The following is a 23796-nucleotide window of genomic DNA, read 5'->3' on the forward strand; positions in this document are numbered from 1 at the left end:
CCGCACGGCCAGACGGTCGCAGAAACCGTCGTCCGGCGCTGACCGATGGCTTGAGACTTCATGATCGCACCCCTGGACACCCCAGAACGCACCGCCACACCTTACCTACGCTTTCTCGATGCGCTCGACCAGGCCGGCTTTCGCGGCGACATCGCCCCGGACTACGCCAACCGCACGGTGCTGGCCACCGACAACTCCATCTACCAGCGCCTGCCCCAGGCCGTGCTCTATCCCCGCGACGCCGAGGACCTCGCCCACCTGGCGCGCCTCGCCGCGCGCGAGGAATTCCAGGCCATCGTGCTCACCCCGCGCGGCGGGGGCACCGGCACCAACGGGCAATCGCTGACCGACGGACTGGTGGTCGACGTCTCCCGGCACATGAACCGCATCCTCGAGATCGACGCCGACAACCGCCGTGTGCGCGTTCAAGCCGGCGTGGTCAAGGATCAGCTCAACGCCGCGCTCAAACCGTACGGTCTGTTCTTCGCGCCGGATCTGTCGACCTCCAACCGCGCGACCATCGGCGGCATGATCTCCACCGATGCCAGCGGCCAGGGCAGTTGCGAGTACGGCAAGACTCGCGATCACGTCCTAGCACTGGACATGCTGCTGCTCGGCGGCGAGCGTCTGCACTGCCAGCCCCTCGACGCCGACGCCCTCGACCAGGCCTGCGCCCGCGATGACCGCATCGGCGACGCACACCGCACCTCGCGCGAGATCGCCGACACCCAGGGCGCGTTGATCGAGGCCACGTTCCCGCCTCTCAACCGCTGCCTGACGGGCTACGACCTGGCCCACCTGCGCCGCGCGGACGGTACCTTCGATCTCAACAGCGTGCTTTGCGGTTCGGAAGGAACGCTGGGCTTTCTCGCCGAGGCCACGCTCAACGTCCTGCCCATCCCCAAGCATTCGACCCTGGTCAACATTCGCTATCGCGGCTTCATGGATGCCCTGCGCGACGCCAAAGCACTGATGAGCGGTGCATCTTCATCAGATCAGCCGCAGGCGCTTCCCACCTCCATCGAGACGGTCGACGACAAGGTGCTGGGGCTGGCCATGGAGGACTTCGTCTGGGATGGCGTAGCCGAGTTCTTCCCCACCGAGGGCGAGGACATTCACGGCATCAACCTGGTCGAATTCAACGACGACGACCCAGAGCGCCTCACGGCGCGCGTCGAGGCCTTCTGCGCGCATCTGGGCACCGACACTCAGGTCGAGCGGCTAGGCTATACCCTGGCCGAAGGCCGCGAGGCAATCGGCCGTGTCTACGCCATGCGCAAGCGCGCGGTGGGCCTGCTCGGCAACGCCAAGGGCGAAAAGCGCCCGATCCCCTTCGTCGAGGATACTGCCGTACCGCCCGAGCATCTGGCCGACTACATCGCCGAGTTCCGCGCCTTGCTCGACGCCCACGGACTGGCGTACGGCATGTTCGGCCACGTCGATGCGGGCGTGCTGCACGTGCGACCGGCCATCGACATGAAAGACCCGGCGCAAGAAGCCCTGATCCGCGAGATTTCCGACCAGGTCGCCACCCTGACCCAGCGCTACCACGGTCTGCTGTGGGGCGAGCATGGCAAGGGCGTGCGCTCGGAGTACGCGCCGCAGTTCTTCGGCAAGCTCTACCCCAGCCTGCAGCGCCTCAAGGCGGCGTTCGACCCGCACAATCAGCTCAACCCCGGCAAGATCGCCACGCCGCTTGCCGCCCAACCCGCTCCCGCTGAGGCCGTTGGCTCGCCCGAAGCCGCCGAGGCGGAGCCGGTCACATGGGTCGATCCAGGGCTTTTGACCATCGATGGCGTCACCACACGCGGCCAGTTGGATCGCCAGATCGACGAACGCGTCTGGCAACACCATGCCAGCGCGGTCTATTGCAACGGCAACGGCGCCTGCTACAACTACGACCCCAATGACGCCATGTGCCCCTCGTGGAAGGCCACCCGCGAGCGCGTCCACTCGCCCAAGGGGCGCGCCAGCTTGATGCGCGAATGGCTGCGCCTGCAGGACCAAGCCGGCATTGACGTCATCGAAGAATCACGCCAGAAGCAAACTGAAGGTCTCTGGGGCGCCACCAAGGCCTTCCCGCGCCGCCTGCGCAACACCCTGCGCAAGCGACGTGGCCAGGAGGATGTCTCCCACGAAGTGTATGACGCCATGGCCGGCTGCCTGGCCTGCAAGTCCTGCGCTGGCCAGTGCCCGATCAAGGTGAATGTCCCCGAGTTTCGCTCGCAGTTCCTGGAGCTCTATCACAACCGCTATTTGCGCCCGCCACGCGACTACCTGATCGGCTCGCTGGAATTCTTCGTGCCCTACCTCAAGCCGGTGGCGCCTGCGTATAACGCGTTGCTGAACACACGCCTGGCAGAGCGCCTGCTCGCCGGGCCGCTAGGCATGGTCGACACCCCGCGCCTGTCTCGGGCGAGTCTCGCCAAGCAGCTCCAGGCATGGGGCATCGCCGAGGCCACGCCCACTGCGCTGGGCCTGTTGACCGAACGCCAGAAGACGCGCAGCGTGGTCATCGTTCAAGATGCGTTCACCAGCCACTTCGAGGCCAAGCTGGTGATGGATATCGTCGAGCTGCTCTCGCGGCTGGATATACGTGTCTTCGTGGCGCCCTTCCGCGCCAACGGCAAACCGCTACACGTGCAAGGCTTTCTGGGCGCGTTCGAAAAGACCGCCAGCGCCCAGGCGAAGCGTCTCAAGACGCTCGCCGACTTCGGCGTGCCGTTGGTGGGCATCGACCCAGCCATGACGCTTGCCTACCGTCAGGAGTATGTCAAGGCGCTGGGGCCCGAGGCCGTGCCCGAGGTGCTGCTGCTTCAGGAGTGGTTGCTGTCCTTGGGGCGCGCCCTGCCGCCCGCCGGCCTGCCGGCGATCGAAGACCCTGGCTACAAGCTGCTGACGCACTGCACCGAGAAAACCAACGCGCCGGGCGCGACCAAGGCGTGGCAGCAGGTCTTCGCGGCGTTCGGACTGGACCTGGAAAGTGTCGCCACCGGATGTTGCGGCATGTCCGGCACCTACGGGCACGAAGCCCGTAATCGCGAGACCTCCGAGAAAATCTACGATCTCTCGTGGCGAGCGCCGGTCGAGAACGACGCCAATGCCGGGCGCCTGCTGGCCACCGGTTACTCGTGCCGCAGCCAGGCCAAGCGCCTCTCCGATGCCGTACTGCCGCATCCGTTACAGGGCTTGCTGACGGCACTCAAACGCACCCGATCTTGAAGGTGTCGACGATGTCCCGATCGATTATTTTCATTGGCCTGGCCATCGTGGTCATCGGCTTGTTGTGGCCCTGGCTTTCCAAGCTACCGCTCGGGCATCTGCCCGGCGATATCGCCATCAAGCGCGAGGGCTTTGCCTTCTATTTTCCGATCACCACCATGATCCTGGTCAGCGTGGTCGTATCGGCTCTGTTGTGGCTATTCAATCGCTGAATCGGCGTACACCAAAACGGTGCAGCGAGCACACCATAACGGGGCATCCAGTAGCGATATAGACACATTCATCATTAACGCTTGCCGTGCATTGCAACTAGCGTGAGGCGACGCTAGGCTTCGCGCTTTCGTTCACCCCAAGGAGCGCGACCATGGAGCACGCTGCCGTCGACCTGACCTTGATCGGCCTGCTCGCGCTGATCTGCCAATGGCTAGCCTGGCGTCTCAAATTGCCGGCGATCCTGCCGCTTTTGATCGTGGGTATCGTCATGGGCCCCGTGACCGGTCTGCTCCAGCCCGATGCGCTGCTCGGCGACCTGTTGTTCCCGCTCGTTTCGCTGGCGGTGGCGGTGATCTTGTTCGAGGGCAGCCTGACGCTCGACTTCGGCGATCTGCGCGGCCATGGCCACATCGTACGTCGGCTCGTCACCTGGGGAGCACTGGTTACCGGCATCATCGGCATCGTCGCGGCACGTTATACCCTGGGACTGTCGTGGGAAATGGCCAGCGTCCTGGGCGCCGTGCTGGTGGTGACGGGGCCGACAGTGGTGCTGCCCATGTTGCAGACGCTGCGTGCCCGCGAACACCTTTCGCAGATCCTGCGCTGGGAAGGCATCCTGATCGATCCGGTGGGCGCCATCGGCGCGGTGCTGGTGTACGAATTCGTCGCCCTGGGCGCATCCAACGGGGCTGCCACCTACACCCTGGTATTGTTCGCCAAGACGGCACTGATCGGTTTCGGTCTCGGCGGCCTGGGGGGCTATCTGTGGGGGTGTGTCCTGCGCCACCACTGGTTGCCGCAGCGCCTGCACAGCTTCGGCACGCTGATGGCCATGCTGTCGCTGTTCACGCTCTCCAACATGCTCTTTCACGAATCCGGGCTGTTGACCGTGACGGTGATGGGCGTGTGGCTGGCCAATATGCGCGGCGTCCCCACGCAGCAAATCATCGAGTTCAAGGAAACGCTCTCGTTGCTATTGATCTCGGGGCTTTTCATCCTGCTCGCCGCACGCTTGACCGTCGATCAGTTGGCGCAGCTTTCTTGGCCCGCCTGGGCGTTTCTGCTCATCCTGGTGGGCGTGGCTCGCCCTCTGGCGGTCTGGGTCTGCACCCTGGGCACTCGGCTCAACTGGCGAGAGAAAGCGTTGCTGGCATGGCTCTCGCCGCGCGGCATCGTCGCCGCCGCCGTGGCCTCGCTGTTCGCCCTCAAGCTCGAGAACCTGAGCATGCCAGGTGCGGAAATGCTGGTGCCGGTCACCTTCCTGGTCATCATCAGCACCGTCGTCGTGCAAAGCTTGCTGTCGCGCCCCATTGCGCTGGCATTGAAGGTCAGCGAACCGCCGCCCGCCGGCTTTCTGATCATCGGCGCCAACCCAGTGGCCCGTACCATCGCCAAGGCCTTGGAAGAATCCGGTTTCACCGTGCGCCTGACCGACAACAGCTGGGACGCCGTACAGGAAGCGCGCATGGCCGGCTTGCCTGTCTACTACGGCAACCCACTCTCCGAGCATGCCACCCAGCATCTCGAACTGACCGGTATCGGCCACCTGCTGCCGTTGTCGCCCTACCGCGAACTGAACAACCTGGCGATCCTGCATTTCGAGCATGTGCTAGGGCACGGCAAAGTCTTTCGCCTTGCGGCGGGCACCAGCAAGCATGCCCATCGCCATCAGGAACAGGCGCTGGATCACCTGCCCATGGTCTTCGGCGAAGACGTGACGTATGCCCAGCTCTCGAGCGTGGTCTACCGTGGCGGCGAGGTTCGCAAGACCAAGCTGAGTGCCAACTTCAACATCGAGAACTATCGCCAGGCGCACCAGAACCGCTTGTTGCCCCTATTCTGTATCGGTCCCAACGGCCGCATTCGGGTCGCCAACGACCGGGCACCGCTTACCCCTCGTGCCGGGGACACCCTGATCAGTTTGATCTACCCCGACTCCCCCGAATTCTGAACGCCCCACAATTCTTAATACCCCACAATTCTGAATACCCCCAACGCCATCGGGCCGCACAAGGCGGCCCGATGGCGGTCAAGACAAGGCAATGCCGAGCCTAGAAAAACAGGCGACGCAAGGCACTGCCCGGGTCCGCCTCGCGCATGAAGGCCTCGCCGACCAGAAAGGCATTCACGTCATGCTCGCGCATGTGCTCGACATCGTCGCGCGTGTGGATTCCCGACTCGGTGACGACCGTGACATGCTGTGGAATGCGCGGCAGCAGCTCGAAGGTCGTCGCCAATGAGGTCTCGAAGGTGCGCAAATCGCGGTTGTTGATTCCTACCAGCGTCAAATCCAACGCCAGCGCACGCTCCAGCTCATGAGCATCGTGGACTTCCACCAGCACGTCCATACCCAGTTCATGGGCGTGTTGATGCAATGCTTTCAGGCGGGCATCGTCGAGTGCCGCGACGATCAGCAGGATGCAGTCCGCGCCGATGGCCCGTGCTTCGCTGACCTGATAGGCATCGACGATGAAGTCCTTGCGGATCACCGGCAGTGCACAGGCCTCGCGCGCCGCCTGCAAGTCACGCTCGTGGCCCTGGAAGAAATCGGCATCGGTCAACACCGAGAGGCAGCTGGCCCCGGCTTCGGCGTATGCCTTGGCGACCTGGGCCGGCTGGAAGTCTTCGCAGATCACACCCTTGGAGGGCGAGGCCTTCTTGACCTCGGCGATCACCGCGGGGTCGCCCTCCACAATGCGCCGCTCGAGCGCGGCGACGAAGCCTCGCGGCGCGTCTTGCTGGCGCGCCTGTTCTAAAAGCTGTGCTTCGCTGACGCGCGCGCGACGCTCACGAATCTCGTCGTCCTTGCGCGCCAGAATCTTGGCCAGAATCGTCGGCAGGCCGGTGTCGTGTTCATGGCTCATCAGCGGTCGTCCTTATGGGCCAGAATACGCGTGAAATCCGCGAGCTCTTTCATCTTCTCCAACGGCAGTTTGGACCCTTGAGCATCCTGCGCCAGGATCACGCCCTCTTTCAACGTGTCCGCCACGCCGGCAGCGTAAAGCGCGGCCCCCGCATTCAGCGCCACGATATCCGCCGCCGGGCCATCTCCCACCAGTGCGGCCTTGACCAGCTTGAGGCTATCCTCGGCGGTCACTACTTTCAGCGGCGCCAGCGACTGGCGCTCGATGCCGAAGTCCTCCGGCGCGATGGTGTATTCGCGAATCTCGCCGTCCTGCAACTCGGCCACATGCGTCGGAGCGGCCAGGGATATCTCATCGAGACCGTCCTCGGCATTGACGACCAGCACATGGTCGCTGCCGAGTCGCTTCAAGGCTTCCGCCATGATCGTCAGCAACGCGGGATCGTAGACACCCAATAACTGATTCGGCGTATTGGCGGGGTTGGTCAGCGGCCCAAGAATGTTGAACACGGTGCGCACGCCCATCTCGCGACGCGGGCCGATGGCATGACGCATGGCCTGGTGATGCATGGGCGCGAACATGAAGCCGACCCCGACTTCCTGGATGCAGCGCGCCACTTCATTCGGCGGCAGCTCCAGCGAAATACCCGCTACGTCGAACAAGTCGGCGCTCCCGGAAGACGACGACACGCTACGATTACCGTGTTTGGCGACACGGCCACCGGCAGCGGCAACCACGAAGCTGGACGCGGTCGAGACGTTGAACAAGTTGGCCCCGTCGCCGCCCGTGCCGACGATGTCCACTAGGTGCGTGCGGTCGATCTCGACGGGCAGCATCAATTCACGCATCACCTGCGCGGCCGCCGTGATCTCGTCCGCCGTCTCGCCCTTCATCGCCAGGCCGATCAGAAAGCCGCCGATCTGGGCGTCGCTGGCCTCACCGGTCATGATCGCTTTCATCACCGCGTGGGTGTCATCGAAGCTCAGGTGACGGCGACGCATCACCGCGCCGATGGCTTCTCGCATCTGCATGTTTCGCTCCTCGTTACGCGCGGCGTTTCAGAAAGTTGGCCAGAAGCTCATGGCCCTGACGGGTCATGATCGATTCGGGATGGAACTGCACGCCCTCGATATCCAGCGTCTTGTGGCGCATGCCCATGATCAAGTCGGGCGTGACGTCATCGGCCACGACGCGTGCTGAAATCTCGAGACACTCAGGCAGGCCTTGTTCGGCCACCACCAACGAGTGATAGCGCGTCACCTCGAGCGGGTTGGCCAAGCCGTCGAACACACCACGGCCATCGTGCTCGACCCGCGATGTCTTGCCGTGCATGACCTGCGGTGCTCGCACCACCTCGCCGCCGAAGACCTGGCCAATGGCCTGATGTCCCAGACAAATCCCGAGGATCGGTAATTTGCCGGCGAAATGACGTACGGCCTCGAGCGAAATGCCCGCTTCATTGGGCGTGCACGGTCCTGGCGAGATCACTAGATGACTCGGCGCAAGGCGTTCGATCTCCTCGAGGGTGATGGCGTCGTTACGGTAGGTGACGACCTCGGCCCCCAACTCCGCCAGATACTGCACGACGTTATAGGTAAAGCTGTCGTAATTGTCGATCATCAGCACGGACATGGCGATAAAGTCCTGTTTCACATTAAGTTCTTTGGCATGAGCTCTTGATAACGCAGATTGTGGCTCACAATCTTACCCGAGTCGGCCTCTCCAGGTATGCCAGCCGTGCAGGGAGCGATAGACACAAAAATGCCGCCCTGACGGCGGCATTTCGTTCAGTCGCAAGCGTGCCGCCCCTCGCTCAGGAGCGCCACCACTTCATGGGACCGAATGTCAGATCTGGTATATTCATAGCCGTAATAGTGCTCGTGCGTCACGGGCCATGTCAAGCGCTCACAGCCGCCCGCAACGGCCAGAAACGCCAGATCGACGCCACGTCCTTTTCACGCCCACACGAAGCTGCATCTATCGCACCTACCGCACGAACCTCTATCGATCGCATCTACTCGCCGATGGCACTAACATCTCGTGAGCGTATGATCTTCCAGCAGGAACATCGCTGTAGATAGCTGGTCGAAAGGAAGTCCCTACGTGCGGCATATGTAGGAGACCGCTCTTTAATGACATGGATACGATTGTATGGATACACGTTTTAAAAGCTTCGCCCTCGCCGGTTTTCTGGGTCTCATGTCTATTGGGCAAGCGCAGGCTTTTTCTCTCGATAGCATGAAAGACGAGGCAGCAGACATGATGTCCGGCAGCGGAGGAGGAGGCAATGGAAGCGCCAGCCTGTTGAGCACGTTATCCAGCGGTTCCTTCAACCCCGGAAGCCTTACCAATCTCACGGGCGTAATCAGCTATTGCCAAGATAACGGCTATCTCGGTAGTACTGCCAATATCGCGAAGAATCAGGTCATGGAAAAGTTGGGGGTCAATTCCGAACCCACCGATGACAGCGACTACCAGCAAGGCTTGAGCGGTATCCTTCAAGGCGAGGATCAGGAATTCAATCTGACTTCCCTCGGCGACAAGGTCGGCGAGAAAGCCTGTGGGATGGTTGCCGATCAGGCCACGTCTTTTGTTGGAGGCTAACTTCTCCAAACGGCCCTACTATTGGTACCACTGCGCGTAAGACGTACCGTGCCGAGTATTGACGGCACGGTCACGACTGGCACTTGATCTCGCCGCGCGACGACGCCATGTCTATTTTTAAAGACATGGCTTAGAGGCATTCCTCATCCGCAGGAGGCACCGATGAAACGCATGATAGGCGCAGCCATTGCCAACTGGTTCCGTAAACCCGAGAACCGCGAAAAGGCAAAGCGAACGGCCAAGCAGATGGCCGATAAGTACCAGAATCGCCGCAAGAAATCGCCCAACGACTCGTCTTCTCGCTAAGCGTGTCTTGCACGGCGCTACGTCATAACGCAGCGCCGTGCTCCCCGCATACGTGTGACCCTACAGCCACATTAACCGAGATTGTCGAGGCCCCGCTCAGCCATCGCCACCGCGCGAAACAATGCGCGGCCTTTATTGAGCGTTTCCTGCCATTCCTGCTCGGGCACCGAGTCGGCGACGATACCCGCGCCCGCCTGCACATGCAGCTGGCCGTCCTTGATGACCGCCGTGCGAATGGCGATGGCAGTATCCATGTTGCCGTGCCAGGAAAGATAACCGACCGCGCCGCCGTAGACGCCGCGCTTGACCGGCTCTAGTTCATCGAGAATCTGCAAGGCGCGAAACTTGGGTGCGCCGGAAAGCGTGCCCGCCGGGAAGGTGGCGCGCAGCACGTCGAGTGCCGACATCCCAGGCTTTAGCTTGCCGGTCACGTGGGAGACGATATGCATGACGTGTGAGTAACGCTCGATGGCCATGTTGTCGGTGACCTCGACCGAGCCGGTTTCACTGATGCGCCCGATGTCGTTGCGGCCCAGATCGATCAGCATCAAGTGCTCGGCGATTTCCTTGGGGTCGGCAAGCAGTTCGGCCTCGAGCGCCTTGTCTTCCGCCTCATTTTGGCCTCGCACTCGCGTGCCCGCGATGGGACGCACCGTGACTTCGCCGTCTTCCAGACGCGTGAGAATTTCCGGCGACGAGCCGACCACGTGATGATCGTCGAGGTTGAAGAAGAACATGTAAGGCGACGGATTGAGGCTACGTAGCGCGCGATACAGGTCCAACGGCGCCGCGCGATACGGGATCGTCATGCGTTGCGAGGGCACGCATTGCATGACATCGCCGGCCAGCACGTATTCCTTGATCTGCTCGACCGCGTCCTTGAATCCCGCCTCGGTAAACCCGGAGGTAAAGTGCCCCTCCTCCACCGCCGGCCCGCCGGTGCCGGGGCTGACGGTGTTGAGCGTGGCGCTGCGCAGCTTCATTTCCAGCGCCTCGAGACGCTCCAAGGCCTGCGGATAGGCATCCGTCGCGTCGGGATCAGCGTGCGTCCACAGCGTCAGACGCCCTGAAAGGTTATCGAAAACCACCAGCTCATCGCAGACCATCAGCAGGATGTCCGGCACCCGGATGGGGTCTGGTTTTTCCACGCCCCGCAGGCGCGGTTCGATATAACGGATGGTGTCATGACCGAAATACCCGACCAAACCGCCATCGAAACGGGGCTGGTCGTCGACCTGGGGCACCTTGAAGCGCGCCTGGAACTGCTCGATCCATGCCAGCGGGTCTTCGACCTCGGTGGCGCCGAGCACTTCGCCGTCAGCAATATGACGTACCACCTGGCCGCGCACTTCGATGCGCTCGCGGCTCGGCAAGCCGATGATCGAATAGCGCCCCCACTTCTCGCCGCCCTGCACGGACTCGAGCAGGAAGGTCCAGGGCGCATCGGCCAGCTTGAGATAGGTGGAGAGCGGCGTGTCGAGATCCGCGAGCACTTCGCGGGTCACGGGGATACGGTTATAGCCGGCCTGCGCCAGCTCGGTGAAGCGTTCGGGGGTCATCATGCCCTGCATTCCTTGGGTGAGAGTCTACGTCGTGACGAATTCGCACTTCCGCATGGGGCCGACACACAGACGAGTCGGCGAGCATCACCATCGCCAGCGTTTGACTGCGCGCATCAACGCATGGGCGCTACGGAATGAGGGAGCATCCAGATCCATGAAACGCTATCCGTTATAACAGATGATTATCAAAGGCTTAGCGTAATAGACGCAAGCATCGAAAAACACTAAACGAGTTCCCCCAGCGATTCAACCATGACATCCGGCTCGCTCGCGGACACCGGTTCGCCGTGATTGTACCCGTATGGCACCGCCAATGTACGAAAACCCGCCCGCCGACCGGCTTCCACGTCGTGTCGTGAATCCCCCACCATCAAACATGCGCTCGGGACGACCTCAAGGCGCTCCGCCAGATGCAGCAGCGGCGCCGGATCGGGTTTTTTGGTGGGCAGCGCATCACCACCCAGCATCACCACGAAGTACTGGGAAAGCCCCAGGCATTCCAGAATAGGAGCGATGAACGCGGTCGGCTTGTTGGTGACCAACCCCAGCATCATATCGCGCGCGGCAAGCGCCTCGAGCGCATCGCGAACGCCGGGATAGACGTACGTCAATTGGCATGGCGCTTGCCGATAGTGCCGTAAGAAGGTCTCGTGCGCGGCCTCGAGCTCCATATCTTGCGCGCCGACGGCATGTAGCGCCCGCTCGACGAGCTTGCGAGACCCGTTGCCGACCCAGTCCCGCACCGCCGCCTCGCCAACCTCGGGCAGCGCCATGTCACGAAGCGCACCATCGACCGCTGCAGCCAGGTCCGGCACGGAATCGATCAGGGTACCGTCGAGATCGAAGACCACGAGCCGGATACCCTCGAGGGCGGGATGTGTCGCGCTGAACGACATGAGCGTCTCCTTGAATTAAAAAGCGCCTAGTAGGATGCATGTAATATTACGCAAAAACTCGGCGGCACGCGTGCTTCCCGGTGTTCTTGGTACGCGAACAGCGTTATTCTATACACAGACGTCGCCGACACTAGGCGCCAGCGCCCACTCGTCACGACGCACAGCTCACTATCGTGCGTTTCGTGCCCTTGCCATTCCGCTGCGATGCCCGACCCTGGCGACTTTTTTTCGAACCCTTTCAATGCTTTTCTCCAGGAGTCAGTATGTCCACACCCCGCATCGTGGTGGTCGGTGGCGGCGCCGGCGGTCTCGAACTAGTGACCCGCCTGGGGCGCAAGCTCGGCAAGCGCCAACGCGCCGAGATCGTGCTCGTCGACCGCAACTCGACCCATATCTGGAAACCCCTGCTACACGAAGTAGCCACGGGCGTGCTTGACTCGAGTCTCGACGAAGTCTCCTATCAAGGTCATTCCAAGGCGCATGGTTACCGCTTCCAGCGCGGCACGCTGAGCAATCTCGATCGTGACAACCGCACCATCACGCTGGCACCGATCATCGACGACGACGGCGTCGTGATCCTCCCCGCCCGCACGATCAATTACGATTATCTGGTCATGGCGCTAGGCAGCGTCTCCAACGATTTCGGCACCCCCGGCGTCGCCAAGCATTGCCACTTCATAGACAGCCCCGGGCAGGCCGAAAACTTCCGTCAGAACATGCTCAACACCTTCCTGCGTTACAGCGACCCTGAACGCCGAACCCATCCCAAGTTGAGTGTGGGACTCGTAGGGGCCGGCGCCACCGGGGTCGAACTCGCCGCGGAGTTGATCGGTGCCTCGAAGATGCTGCACAGCTACGGCTTCACCGCCATGGATAGCGGCAAGCTGGAGATCCATCTGATCGAGGCGGCGCCACGCATTCTGCCAGCGCTCCCCGAACGCATCAGCCAGGCCGTGCATAAGGAACTGGAAAAGCTTGGCGTACAGATTCACGTCGACACCCGCGTGACCTGCGCCGATGAACACGGCTTCATCACCGCCGACGAGACGCGCATCGCCACCGACCTGAACGTTTGGGCGGCGGGGATTCGCGCACCGGCATTCTTGTCCGAACTGGGCCTTGCCACCGAGCGCAACCACCAGCTCAAGGTAAATCAGACGCTGCAGAGCCTCGACGACGAGCGCATCTTCGCCTTCGGCGATTGCGCCTCTTGCCCCCAACCCGACGACAAGCGTGTCCCTCCACGCGCGCAAGCGGCCCACCAACAGGCCACCCTGCTGTATCACAACCTGCGCGCCGCCATGGACGACAAACCCCTCAAGCCCTTCGTGTTTCGTGATCGTGGCTCGCTTATTTCGCTGGCTCACTTCGATGCTGTGGGCAGCCTCATGCGTGGTGCCTCGGCGCGTAGCCTGTTCATCGAGGGGCGTCTGGCCAAGCTGTTCTACGCCTCGCTCTATCGCATGCACCAGATGGCCATTCATGGCGTGGTCAAAACCGGTATGACCGTGGTCGTCGATGGCCTCAATCGCTACCTGCGCCCACGCATGAAGTTGCACTAATCTAGCCGGACCACCATGATCGAGACACCGCACCGCTCGATCATGGAGCCCGTTCATGCAACATTTTTTCAATGACACCTCACACGTCGTCGCCGACGTTCTCTACGCCGCCGGCCACCTCGCTCCCTTGCGTATCGCCGAACCCCAAAGCGGCGTACGCATCCTGATTCGTCGCGACTGGGACCGCGACACGCGCGGCCAGCAACAAGTCGCGGTGCTATCCGGTGGCGGCGCAGGACACGAGCCCGCGCATGCCGGTTTCATCGGCGAGGGCATGCTGACCGGGGTGATTTCCGGCAGCCTGTTCGCCTCCCCCAGCATGGACGCCGTACTCGCTGCCATTCGCGAAGTCTGCGGGTCGGCTGGCTGCTTGCTGGTCGTCAAGAACTATACCGGAGACCGGCTCAACTTCGGACTGGCCGCCGAGCAGGCGCGTCGCGAAGGCCTCAAGGTCGCCATGATCATCGTCGCCGACGATATCTCCCTGCCCGATACGCCACAGCCACGTGGCCTAGCCGGCACCTTGCTGATCCACAAGATCGCTGGCTATCACGCGCAACAGCAAGAGTCGCTGGATGATATTCAAGCCCTTGCCCAACACGCATGCGAGCGCATGGCCTCAATGGGCATGGCGCTCACGCCAGCCACCTTGCCAGGCCAAGCACGTCCCGACCGAAGCCCGGAACTGGGGCTTGGCATCCACAACGAGCCGGGCGCCCGGCATATCGTGCCGGATAGCGCACGCGACGCCATTAGCCACGTCGTCACGCCCCTCGCGACCACCCTCGAGGAGCGCGGCCATATCGACGGCTGGATCGCCCTACTCAACAACCTGGGGAGTTGTTCGACACAGGAGATGGGCGTGCTGGCTGCCAGCTTGATCGATCACCTCGGTGTGGCGCGCATGACTCAACTCATCGGCCCCGCACCTTTGATGACCTCGTTGGATATGCACGGTTTCTCGGTAACGCTGATGGCCGCCGACGCCACCATGCGTAAAGCCTTGCAGGCGCCTACCGATGCACCCGCCTGGCCCGGCGTCAGGAACGTGCGCCAGCCGGACACCTTCACACCCAACCTCGCCGCCCGCAACGGCGCACTGCAAGACAACGCACCCCAGGCGACGCACATTGCGGCGGCGCTCACTCAGGTGCTCAGTGTTTTACGCGATGCACGTGACGATCTCGATGGGCTCGATGCCCAGAGCGGCGACGGCGATGCCGGCAGCAGCTTGGTGGAGGGCGCCGATGCCATCGAGCAGGCGTTGACGGCAGGCCGGCTGGATACCGCTCACTCCGAACGGTTATTCGCAGGCTTGGGGCAATGCCTGGCCACCGGCATGGGCGGTTCGAGCGGAGTACTGCTATCGATCCTGATGACCGCCACGGCAACCAGCCTCGAGCAGCGTGGCCTGGTCGACAGTCTCTGGCAAGGGGTCGAACGCATGCAGACCTATGGCGGCGCCCGGCTCGGCGACCGCACCCTGCTTGACGCCTTGATCCCCGCGCTTCAAGCGCTCCAAAAAGATGCCACGCTCACCGAAGCGGCCCAAGCCGCGCGTCAGGGGGCCGCGCATACGGCGACGCTCTCCCGCGCCCGAGCCGGACGTGCCGCCTATGTCCCCGACAGTGCGCTGGAAGGTGTCGTCGACCCTGGCGCTGAAGCCGTTGCCCGGGTCTTCGAGACACTAGCGCGCTGTCTCTGACGACGTCCCGCCCCCGCGTGCCGACAACCAGGCACGCTTGGCGGCGGGGCTGAGCTTCTTGAGGGCAGCCTCTTGACGCAGCGCTTCACCGTGGCTGCCCACATATTCCGAATGACGCAAGGTCAATGGTCCCTTGCCGCGCAAGGCACGCGCGCCGCGTTTGCCATCGCGGTGCTCACGGAAACGACGCGCCACATCGGTGGTCACCCCGGTATAAAGCGCCCCTGACGCCGTTTCGACCAGGTACAGATACCAGGCCTGAGCGCGTGCGGCACGCTCGTCATCGGCCATGAATCCCCGACTCAACGCTGTTCCAGGGCGTCGCGGAAGGCCCGCATGACGCTGTCGTAACGGTGCGGATCCGCCTCGTCGCGTGCCTTGAAGACCGCCGACCCGGCGACGAAAGTATCCGCGCCGGCACGTGCGATCTCGGCGATATTCTCAACCTTGACGCCACCGTCGACTTCCAGACGAATATCGCGACCACTGGCATCGATGCGTTGGCGTACCTCGCGTAGCTTATCGAGCGTGCCAGGGATGAAGGATTGCCCGCCGAAGCCGGGATTGACGCTCATCAGCAGCACCATATCGAGCTTGTCCATGACATAGTCGAGGTAGGAAAGCGGCGTAGCGGGATTGAAGACCAGGCCGGCCTTGCAGCCACCATCGCGGATCAATTGCAGTGAACGGTCGATGTGTTCGCTGGCCTCGGGGTGAAAGGTGATGTAGCTCGCACCCGCTTCGATGAAATCCCCGATCAGGCGATCCACCGGTTTGACCATCAAATGCGCGTCGATGGGCGCGGTAATGCCATGATCACGCAGAGCCTTGCACACCATCGGACCGATGGTGAGGTTGGGGACGTAATGATTATCCATGACATCGAAGTGCACGATATCCGCGCCGGATGCCAACACATCCTCCGTCTCCTGACCGAGACGAGCGAAATCGGCGGACAGGATCGAAGGTGCAATCTTGAAGTCGGGCATAAGCAATAAAGGTGCGTTCGGCTGGAAATGAGGGCTTCATTCTAGCGAATGCCGGGCGGAAAAACAGGCTCAAGGGCGAGCTCGATCACAGTTGCCTTGCATATTCAGGTGCGATACTCGGCATGCATTCGGACAACGGAATGCGCCTGTCCAGCATAGTTGCAGCGACTACCCCCTGAGGGTAGCGTAGAAATATTGGTTCGTTCTCCAAATGGCCCGCCGTCGCGCGGGATCCGCCTTGGGCCGTGACGGTCCCGGAGGTTCCATGGTGTCGAATCCGCCGAGTGGCGATGACCGAGTGCCGTTTCTATCGCGTGCCGTCAACGTCAGTCGCAGCGAATTGCCCGGCCTGCTAAGCGCTGCGGCCTATTTCTTCTGCCTTTTATGCAGCTACTACATCCTGCGACCAGTGCGCGACGAGATGGGCGTACGCGGCGGCGTGGAGAACATGCAGTGGCTATTTACCGCCACGTTTTTTGCCATGCTTCTGGCCGTGCCAGTGTTTGCTACCCTGGCCTCGCGCTTCCGGCGTACGCGCCTTATCCCCGCCGTCTATGGCTTTTTTATCGCTTGTATCGCCTTGTTCTGGCTGTGGCTGCGCGTCGACATGCAGATGGTCTGGGCGGCACGTAGTTTTTTCGTCTGGCTGTCGGTGTTCAACCTGTTCGTCGTATCGGTCTTCTGGAGTTTCCTGACCGATGTTTTTACGAATCGCCAGGCGACGCGCCTGTTCGGTGCCATCGCCGCCGGCGGGAGCGCCGGTGCGATCGCCGGTCCTGCGATCACCGGCGTGCTGGCTCAGCAACTCGAGCCGGCAAGCCTATTGCCCATCGCCGCCGTTATCCTCGCCTGCACCCTGCCGTGCATGTGGGTGCTGGAACGCTGGTCCAGCCGCAGTAGCGAGCATGGCACTACGAATCAGCCACTCGGCGGTACGCTATTCGAGGGGGTGAAAGCAGTTCTACAATCGCGTTATCTGCTCGGCATCTGCCTGTTCATCTGGCTATACACGACGCTGGCCACGTTCCTGTACTTCATCCAGGCCGATATCATCAGCAATGCCATCGACGACAGCGGCGACCGCACCTCGGTATTCGCGATCATCGACCTGCTCACCAACACGCTCACCGTCGGCATCCAACTGTTTCTCACCGCCCGAGTCGTTCAGTACTTTGGCCTCGGCCGTGCGCTGTCATTCGTGCCGCTGCTCGTCGCCGCGGGCTTTGTGGTGCTGGTCGCGGCCCCCGTGCTACTCAGTATCGCTGCGGTCCAGGTACTCCGGCGCGCCGGTAACTATGCATTGGCGAAACCAGGTCGGGAGATGCTGTTCACGGTCGTGCCACGGTACGAGAAGTACAAGTCGAAGAACTTCATCGATACCGTGGTCTATCGTGGAAGTGACGCCATCGCGAGTTGGGTCTATACCGGATTGACGGGCCTCGGATTGGGTATCAGCGGCATCTCGGTCGTCGCCATTCCAGTGGCGTTGGTTTGGGCGGTTATCGGCTATCGCCTCGGCGTATCGCGTCAGGCAAGGGCCACCGGCACTGCACCCCCGTCTCGACGGCGGCAAGGAGAATCCGATGATCGACGGCAATAATTGTCCCGGCGGGCGCGGTCTCATATCGCGCCGCACTTTCCTCCAGTTGTCCGCAGGCGCGGGCCTATTGGCCGCGCTTGGCCCAACGGCCCTGCGTGCCGCATCGGGTACGCTGAACGTCCGTGAAATCCCGGCTTCCGGACAGCACATTCCGGTCATTGGGCTTGGCACCGCACGCACCTTCAATGTCGACCCCGATAACGCCGCTGCGATGCGGCCGCTGGAACAGGTCCTGCAGAATTTCTATGGCGGTGGCGGTCGGCTCGTCGACAGTTCACCGATGTACGGACAGGCTGAAACCGTTGTCGGCCAGCTCGCGGAGCGGCTCGATATCGCCGACGACCTGTTCATGGCCACCAAGGTATGGACACGTGGCAGGGAGGCCGGGATCGAGGAGTTGGAGGCCTCGCGTAAGCGCATGGGGGGCGGCCACCTCGACCTGGTCCAAGTTCATAACCTGGTCGATCTACAGACCCAGCTCGATACCCTCAAGGCCTGGCGGGACGAAGGCAGGGTCCGCTACATCGGCGTCACCCATTATACGGTGTCGAGTCACGAACGCCTGATCCGGATCGTCGAGCGCGAGCCGATCGACTTCGTCCAGTTCAACTACAACATCGCGACCCGTCATGCAGAGAAGCGTCTACTACCGGCCGCGGCCCATAACGGTGTCGCGACCCTGATCAACGAGCCGTTCGAGAGAGGATCACTGTTCGGCCGGGTCAAAGGCGAGTCACTGCCCGAATGGACCAAGGAACTCGGCATCGAGAGCTGGGCGCAACTGTTCCTCAAGTTCATCGTCAGTCACCCGGCGGTGACCTGCGCCATCCCGGCGACGAGCGATCCGGAGCACGCAACGGACAATATCGGTGCTGCCCATGGCTCACTCCCGGATGCTGACCAACGCGAGCGCATGGCGTCACTGGTGCGCTCACTATGACCCGATGCCATACAGCATGGCATCCTGCTCGCCACCTTGAGAGGGGCCGCGCAATCCTTGCATATTCAGGCGACGCCTTCGATAGTAAAAGCAATTCCTCATAAAAATGCGGCGCCGTATTGCCGCCCCACTCTCGAGAGGCCTGGCATGATTCGACTTACCTTGCGCCATGGACGACGTCTGGCACTGTGCGCATTACTTACTACCCTGTCGCTTCCCGCCATCGCTCAACAAGCGATTCTCGAAGGCGAGCGCTTCCATCCCCAGGAAGGCCAACACGGCATGGCGGCCACCAGCCATTACCTGGCCTCGAAGATTGCCCGCGACGTCATGCAAGACGGCGGCAACGCCGTCGACGCGGCGGTCACCGCAGGGTTCGCACTGGCCGTCACACAACCCCGCTCCGGCAACATCGGCGGCGGCGGTTTCATGCTGATCTCCGATGAAGAAAGTGGTGACGTCATCGCCATCGATTATCGTGAAAAGGCGCCAGCGGCGGCCTATGAAACGATGTTCCAGAACGAACAGGGCGAGGCCGTCTCCGAGCTTTCCCGCTACACTCACAACGCCTCCGGCGTGCCCGGCACCGTTGCCGGCCTGGCGCTAGCGCTGGAGAAATATGGCACCCTCAGCCTCGCCGATGCCTTGGCACCCGCCATTCGACTCGCCGAGGAAGGCTTCGAGATACCGCCGCGCTTCGCGGAAGGACTCGAGCAGTCTCAAGATCGGCTCAAACAATGGGATTCGACGCGCGAGGTATTCTACAAGCCGGACGGCTCGCTATATCGCGCTGGTGAACGTTTCCGTCAGCCGGACCTGGCCGCCACGCTCAAGCGCATCGCCGAGCACGGCCCGCGCGAGTTCTACGAGGGCAAAACCGCCGAACTCATCGCCGCCGAAATGGAAAAACACGACGGCCTCATGACCGCCGAGGATCTGGCTGCCTACCGGCCCACGCTTCGCGATTCCGTACATGGCAACTATCGCGGCTACGACGTCTATGCCATGAGCCCGCCTTCCAGCGGTGGCGCGCATATCGTACAGATGCTCAACATCCTCGAGGGTTACGACATCGGCGAGATGGGCTTCAACTCGGCTCGCACCATCCACGTCATGTCTGAGGCGATGAAGCGCGCTTATGCCGACCGCGCCGAGTATTTGGGCGATACCGATTTCGTCGATGTACCACTCGAAGGCATCACCTCCAAAGACTATGCCGACGAACTGCGCGAACAGATCGACCTGGGGCGCGCCACGCCCAGCGATGCCATCGCTGCGGGTGACCCGCTGCCTTATGAGTCCAACGAAACCACGCACTTCTCGATCGCCGACGATAACGGCCTGGCCGTTTCCAATACCTATACGATCAACTTCAGCTACGGCTCGGGCATCGTCGTCGATGGCGCAGGCTTCTTGCTCAACAATGAAATGGACGACTTTTCCGCCAAACCGGGCACACCCAATGCCTACGGGCTGATCGGCGGTGAAGCCAACAAGATCGAGCCCGAAAAGCGCATGCTGTCATCGATGACGCCGACCATCGTCAAGAAAGATGGCAAGAACTTCCTGATCACCGGCAGCCCCGGTGGATCACGCATCATCACCACGACGCTGCAAGTCGTCATGAATGTCATCGATCATGACATGAACGTGCAAAGCGCCGTGAGTGTGCCGCGCATTCACCATCAATGGCTGCCCGACGAGATCCGCATCGAGGAAGGCATCAGCCCGGATACTATCGGCCTGCTCGAATCCATGGGCCATACGATTTCGCAGCAAGACGCGATGGGAGCCGCGCAATCGGTGCTGATCGAGAACGGCCACTTCTACGGCGGAGCAGACCCGCGTCGCTCGACGTCTTCAGCATTAGGGCTTTGAGTGCTAGGTAGAGCTAGGTGGAGGCGAGCCGCCATGCCCATCGTATGGATCGCCCTGGCCGAGCTGTTCGGCACCGCATTGTGGTTCACCCCCAATGCAGTGATCGGCGACCTGGAGCGTGAATGGACGCTCGCCGCTCATGACCTGGGTTGGCTCACTGGTGCCGTCCAGGTCGGCTTTCTCCTGGGCACGTTGATGATCGGCCTGAGCGGCCTTCCCGACCGACGCGACGCAAGCCGCCTGTTCGCCACCTGTTGCCTGATCGGCGCCCTAAGCAATGGCCTGCTTCCCTGGGCAGGTGGCCTGTGGCCAGCCGTGGCACTACGCCTCGCCACCGGCATGGCACTGGCTGGCATCTACCCGGTAGGCATGAAGCTCATGGTCGGCTGGGCGCCACAACGTACGGGGCTCGGGCTGGCGTGGCTGGTGGGCATGCTGGTCATCGGGACCGCGACGCCGCATCTTCTGGCCGGGCTATCACTGGGGGGAGATTGGCGCAGCGCCTTGTGGTGCGCCTCGCTGCTGGCCCTCATAGCGGGCATCATGATCTGGCATCTCGGTGAGGCCCCTCAGTTGCGCAAATCGAGCGGCGAGACACCGCGTTGGGCAGGGCTCGGCGCCTTTAGAATCGAAGAATTCAGACACGCCGCCAGCGCCTACTTCGGACACATGTGGGAGCTTTATACGCTATGGGCGCTGATACCTCTTCTTCTGGCCACGGCGCTGCCAACCCTGACGACCACACAACTGGCGCTCGGTAGTTTCGCGCTGATCGCCATCGGCGGACCGGGGTGCTGGCTGGGTGGCTGGCTGAGTCTGCACCTAGGCAGTCATCGCATCGCCCAGTTGGGATTGAGCGGCTCGGCCGCCTGCTGTCTATTGTACCCTTGGCTCAGCGGCGTATCGGGGGTCTGGGCGGCATTGTTCCTGGCGCTTTGGAGTCTACTTGCGGTCATCGACTCGCCGCATTTCTCGGCGCTATCGGCACGCGCCTGTCCGGCGTCGCTGGTCGGCAGCGCCCTGACCCTGCAAAATGCCATCGGCTATGCGGTATCAGCGGCATCCTTGGCATGGCTGCTTCCCGCCTGGTCGACACTAGGCCCTTGGGTCGCCTGGCTGATGTTGCCCGGTCCACTGATCGGCCTGTGGGTCCTGCGGTCACGCCAAAAGGGCTTCGCGCACTCTTGAGCTACCGCTATACTCGCAGCCAAGCTTCAACTATCTTTTTCCTTTTCATTTCAGGACACACGATACGCATGCGCCGGCTCATTACGGTCAGAACACGTCCCGCGTTCGCTCTCGTCGCACTACTCATGACGCCACTACTCATGATCGGTTGCGCCCAGAGCCCTCAGATTCTTCAGGTCAAGCCCGATATCGGGACGGATCTTCCTCACACGGGGAACGGACAGGAAATTGCCCTGAGCGTGGTCGACGGACGCCGAAGCGATGTGCTGGGCACGCGCTCCGGCTCACCCGCGTCGACATCGACGATCCGCGTCCCCGCGCATGACGTCATCCCCAAGCTACAGACGCAGGCGGAACAGGCATTGCGTCGCATGGGCTTCTCACCCGTCGAGGACGGTAGCGCCAACGCGACGTTAACGTTGACGCTTGCCGATCTCAGTTACGCCCCTGTCGAAGCCGATGCACCGCTACTCGACGCCGCGCAGCTACAGGCAGTGCTGCATGCCCAGGTCGCCAACGATGGCGGCACATATACCGGCACCTATACGGCCAAGCGCAAGCAGAGCTTCGCGATCAAGCCCGACTGGGACTCCAACAACCGCATGGTCAGCGACCTGCTGAGCAATGCTTTGCGGCGAGCCTTCAGCGACCCCGAGCTTTCCCGCCAGCTCAAGGACTGACGCATGCCGGCGCCGCGACGAGGGTCATGCCAGTCGCGGCCCACGCCTCATCAGCGACCACACGCTTTCCTGCTTGCCGGTGTCATCCGGTGGCCGTGTTTCCAGGTGAGTCAGCTCGAAATTCGCCGCGAACAAACGCTCGACTTCGTCATCGGCCACCGAATACGGCGGACCGCCCTCAGGCGAGTGCGTATCCACCAAGCTGATCAGCAAGCCTCGCGCACCGGGCAACAATAATTGCGCCAAGTGAAAGGCATAGCGTTGCCGCGTGGCCTCGGGCAACGCGATCAGCGCCGCACGATCATAGAACGCCGACAACTCTTCGGCCTGCGCGGTATGGAAATGAAAGAAATCGCCACACCAGAGTTCGATACTGCCCTGACGACAGCACGAGAAAGCCTCCTGCGTGTAGCGTGATATCGGCGCCTCGCTTTCAGCCATGAACTGCTCGATGGCCAGCGACGAGAGTTCCAGGCCGAGCACGGGATGCCCCTGCTCGGCCAGCCAGCGCATATCCAGGCTCTTGCCACACAGAGGCACCAGCACCTTGCCGCCAGGCTGAGCCCCGAGCGATGGCCAGTGACGTATCAAAGCGTCATGCGGCGCCGACCGATGGAACCCGATCCTGCCTTCCTCCCAGCGCTCCAACCACTCATCCGTCGGCATACGTCGTTAACGCCTCTCTTGTCCATCTTCCATCGTTCACACGTCTGCGACACGCCATTAAAACCATCCACTACGGCGCTTACGCCGACGCGGGAGATGCGGCACGATCAGGCCCACCAGCAAGCCGGCCCCGGCCACGGCAGCACCGTAGGTGAAATAACGCATCAAGAGATCCTGTTCCTGCGTATCGAGCCGCGCCTTGAGCTCGCGCGTGGTTTCTTCGGCGTCACTGTAAGCGCTATCCAATTCGGCGTTACGCGATTCCAGCTCTTCGATACGCTCGGCTCTATTGTCCAGCTTCGTGGTCATGCCCTCCACGCGCTGTTCCCATTCTTCATTGATACCGTCGAGCTTCGAGGTCAATTCATCCACACGCGCTTGCAACTCGGGCAAGCGCGAGCTGGCACTCGGCGAGTCCTGCAGGTAACGGCTGGGAATCCAGACGGCATCACCATCGTCACCACGGACGCGGCTATAGTCACCCTGGCGCTCGAGTAGCGTCACGGGATCGCCGCTCTCGAGTGTGCCGACGATACGGTAGCCCTCGGTGGGGCCGCTACGTACATAGGTCGGCAACTTGTCCGAGACCCAGTACTGCCCATCGTCTTGCGCATGAGCGTTAAAAGCGCAGGCCCCGAGGACCAAGCTCAGCATCAGAGGTTTGATTCTAGACATAACGTGGCTTCTTCATGAATGACGAACGGCTCACGAGTACGTACTGCTCCACGCGTTGTATCGCCCAGCCAAGAGGACATCCTGTCGCGACTCGGGGGCGACCATCCACACATTCTGTGGATAAGTCTTGGGAAAACCGGACCTTGACGGCAGCGAGACCACCGCAATGTCTGTCATAGCGACAAATCGTGCAAATTTTAACCACTCATCGTCGCGCGATAACCAACTCATCGAAAACGAAAATTC

Annotated in this window: 21 protein-coding genes; 12 read left to right on the top strand and 9 right to left on the bottom strand. The window is 62.0% G+C overall.

Translation table 11 applies throughout. From position 1 onward, the window contains the following. Positions 1-60 precede the first annotated feature (60 nt). The 3 genes from ydiJ to L1075_RS13375 all read left to right on the top strand — a co-directional run bounded on the left by ydiJ (position 61) and on the right by L1075_RS13375 (position 5386). Positions 61-3222, top strand: coding sequence for a D-2-hydroxyglutarate dehydrogenase YdiJ (ydiJ, locus tag L1075_RS13365; protein WP_246942274.1), 3162 nt, complete (start codon positions 61-63; stop codon positions 3220-3222). Between the two features lie 11 nt (positions 3223-3233). Further along, entirely contained in the window at positions 3234-3434 is a 201-nt protein-coding gene (locus L1075_RS13370) for a DUF2905 domain-containing protein (protein WP_040241963.1), read from the top strand. A 152-nt stretch (positions 3435-3586) separates the two neighbouring features. Then, complete coding sequence (locus tag L1075_RS13375) at positions 3587-5386, top strand: cation:proton antiporter (RefSeq protein WP_246942276.1); 1800 nt, start codon at positions 3587-3589, stop codon at positions 5384-5386. A 100-nt stretch (positions 5387-5486) separates the two neighbouring features. On the opposite strand, the gene trpC is transcribed toward L1075_RS13375, so the two are convergent. Genes trpC through L1075_RS13390 form a run of 3 tightly spaced genes read right to left on the bottom strand, consistent with a single transcriptional unit; the run spans position 5487 to position 7931 of the window. Then, on the bottom strand, positions 5487-6299 hold the full coding sequence (gene trpC / locus L1075_RS13380) for an indole-3-glycerol phosphate synthase TrpC (protein WP_246895342.1): 813 nt from the start codon (positions 6297-6299) through the stop codon (positions 5487-5489). Beyond that, a complete protein-coding gene (gene trpD / locus L1075_RS13385) occupies positions 6299-7330 on the bottom strand; it encodes an anthranilate phosphoribosyltransferase (RefSeq protein ID WP_040241971.1) in 1032 nt (343 codons plus the stop codon). Before trpD ends, trpC begins: the two co-directional genes overlap by 1 nt. A gap of 13 nt (positions 7331-7343) precedes the next feature. Beyond that, positions 7344-7931 carry an anthranilate synthase component II gene (locus L1075_RS13390; RefSeq protein ID WP_246895359.1) on the bottom strand — a complete coding sequence of 196 codons (588 nt, stop codon included), beginning with the start codon at positions 7929-7931 and terminating at the stop codon, positions 7344-7346. A gap of 519 nt (positions 7932-8450) precedes the next feature. Here L1075_RS13390 and L1075_RS13395 point away from each other — a divergent pair. Both L1075_RS13395 and L1075_RS13400 read left to right on the top strand, forming a co-directional pair. Continuing rightward, the gene (locus tag L1075_RS13395) at positions 8451-8903 is read left to right on the top strand and encodes a DUF2501 domain-containing protein (protein WP_246895343.1); all 453 of its coding nucleotides are present in this window, start codon (positions 8451-8453) and stop codon (positions 8901-8903) included. 162 nt (positions 8904-9065) lie between these two features. Next, on the top strand, positions 9066-9209 hold the full coding sequence (locus tag L1075_RS13400) for a hypothetical protein (RefSeq protein WP_246895344.1): 144 nt from the start codon (positions 9066-9068) through the stop codon (positions 9207-9209). Positions 9210-9280: 71 nt separating this feature from the next. Here L1075_RS13400 and trpE read toward each other — a convergent pair whose 3' ends face one another. Together trpE and L1075_RS13410 are read right to left on the bottom strand one after the other, a co-directional pair. Beyond that, complete coding sequence (gene trpE / locus L1075_RS13405; protein WP_246942309.1) at positions 9281-10768, bottom strand: anthranilate synthase component I; 1488 nt, start codon at positions 10766-10768, stop codon at positions 9281-9283. A 227-nt stretch (positions 10769-10995) separates the two neighbouring features. Next, positions 10996-11667, bottom strand: coding sequence for a phosphoglycolate phosphatase (locus L1075_RS13410; protein ID WP_246942278.1), 672 nt, complete (start codon positions 11665-11667; stop codon positions 10996-10998). Positions 11668-11930: 263 nt separating this feature from the next. On the opposite strand from L1075_RS13410, the gene L1075_RS13415 reads away from it, so the two are divergent. Next, a complete protein-coding gene (locus L1075_RS13415; protein WP_246895345.1) occupies positions 11931-13229 on the top strand; it encodes an NAD(P)/FAD-dependent oxidoreductase in 1299 nt (432 codons plus the stop codon). Between the two features lie 55 nt (positions 13230-13284). Beyond that, positions 13285-14934: a dihydroxyacetone kinase subunit DhaK gene (locus L1075_RS13420; RefSeq protein ID WP_246942280.1), complete on the top strand. Its 1650-nt coding sequence runs from the start codon at positions 13285-13287 to the stop codon at positions 14932-14934. Here the strand turns inward: L1075_RS13420 and L1075_RS13425 are convergent. Then, positions 14917-15225 carry a GIY-YIG nuclease family protein gene (locus tag L1075_RS13425; RefSeq protein WP_246895361.1) on the bottom strand — a complete coding sequence of 103 codons (309 nt, stop codon included), beginning with the start codon at positions 15223-15225 and terminating at the stop codon, positions 14917-14919. The genes L1075_RS13420 and L1075_RS13425 overlap by 18 nt on opposite strands. 11 nt (positions 15226-15236) lie before the next feature. Further along, positions 15237-15923, bottom strand: a complete 687-nt coding sequence (rpe, locus tag L1075_RS13430; protein WP_246942282.1) for a ribulose-phosphate 3-epimerase — start codon at positions 15921-15923, stop codon at positions 15237-15239. A 265-nt stretch (positions 15924-16188) separates the two neighbouring features. Here rpe and L1075_RS13435 point away from each other — a divergent pair, with 265 nt between their 5' ends. The 5 genes from L1075_RS13435 to L1075_RS13455 all read left to right on the top strand — a co-directional run bounded on the left by L1075_RS13435 (position 16189) and on the right by L1075_RS13455 (position 22209). Further along, positions 16189-17523 (top strand): NTP/NDP exchange transporter, encoded by a 1335-nt coding sequence (locus L1075_RS13435; protein ID WP_246942284.1) that lies wholly within the window; start codon positions 16189-16191, stop codon positions 17521-17523. Continuing rightward, complete coding sequence (locus tag L1075_RS13440; protein ID WP_246942286.1) at positions 17507-18463, top strand: aldo/keto reductase; 957 nt, start codon at positions 17507-17509, stop codon at positions 18461-18463. The genes L1075_RS13435 and L1075_RS13440 overlap by 17 nt, the downstream gene beginning before the upstream one ends. Positions 18464-18610: 147 nt before the next feature. Continuing rightward, positions 18611-20341, top strand: coding sequence for a gamma-glutamyltransferase (ggt, locus tag L1075_RS13445; protein ID WP_246942288.1), 1731 nt, complete (start codon positions 18611-18613; stop codon positions 20339-20341). Positions 20342-20374: 33 nt separating this feature from the next. Next, positions 20375-21529, top strand: coding sequence for an MFS transporter (locus L1075_RS13450; RefSeq protein WP_246942290.1), 1155 nt, complete (start codon positions 20375-20377; stop codon positions 21527-21529). A gap of 68 nt (positions 21530-21597) precedes the next feature. After that, positions 21598-22209, top strand: coding sequence for a YajG family lipoprotein (locus L1075_RS13455; RefSeq protein WP_246895352.1), 612 nt, complete (start codon positions 21598-21600; stop codon positions 22207-22209). Positions 22210-22233: 24 nt separating this feature from the next. Here the strand turns inward: L1075_RS13455 and tmpT are convergent, their stop codons facing one another. Together tmpT and L1075_RS13465 are read right to left on the bottom strand one after the other, a co-directional pair. Beyond that, positions 22234-22875 carry a thiopurine S-methyltransferase gene (tmpT, locus tag L1075_RS13460; RefSeq protein WP_075368813.1) on the bottom strand — a complete coding sequence of 214 codons (642 nt, stop codon included), beginning with the start codon at positions 22873-22875 and terminating at the stop codon, positions 22234-22236. Positions 22876-22932: 57 nt separating this feature from the next. Next, positions 22933-23550 (bottom strand): TIGR04211 family SH3 domain-containing protein, encoded by a 618-nt coding sequence (locus L1075_RS13465; RefSeq protein WP_246895353.1) that lies wholly within the window; start codon positions 23548-23550, stop codon positions 22933-22935. Between the last annotated feature and the right edge of the window lie 246 nt (positions 23551-23796).

The organism is Chromohalobacter beijerinckii (assembly GCF_023061185.1).
Classification (GTDB): domain Bacteria; phylum Pseudomonadota; class Gammaproteobacteria; order Pseudomonadales; family Halomonadaceae; genus Chromohalobacter; species Chromohalobacter beijerinckii.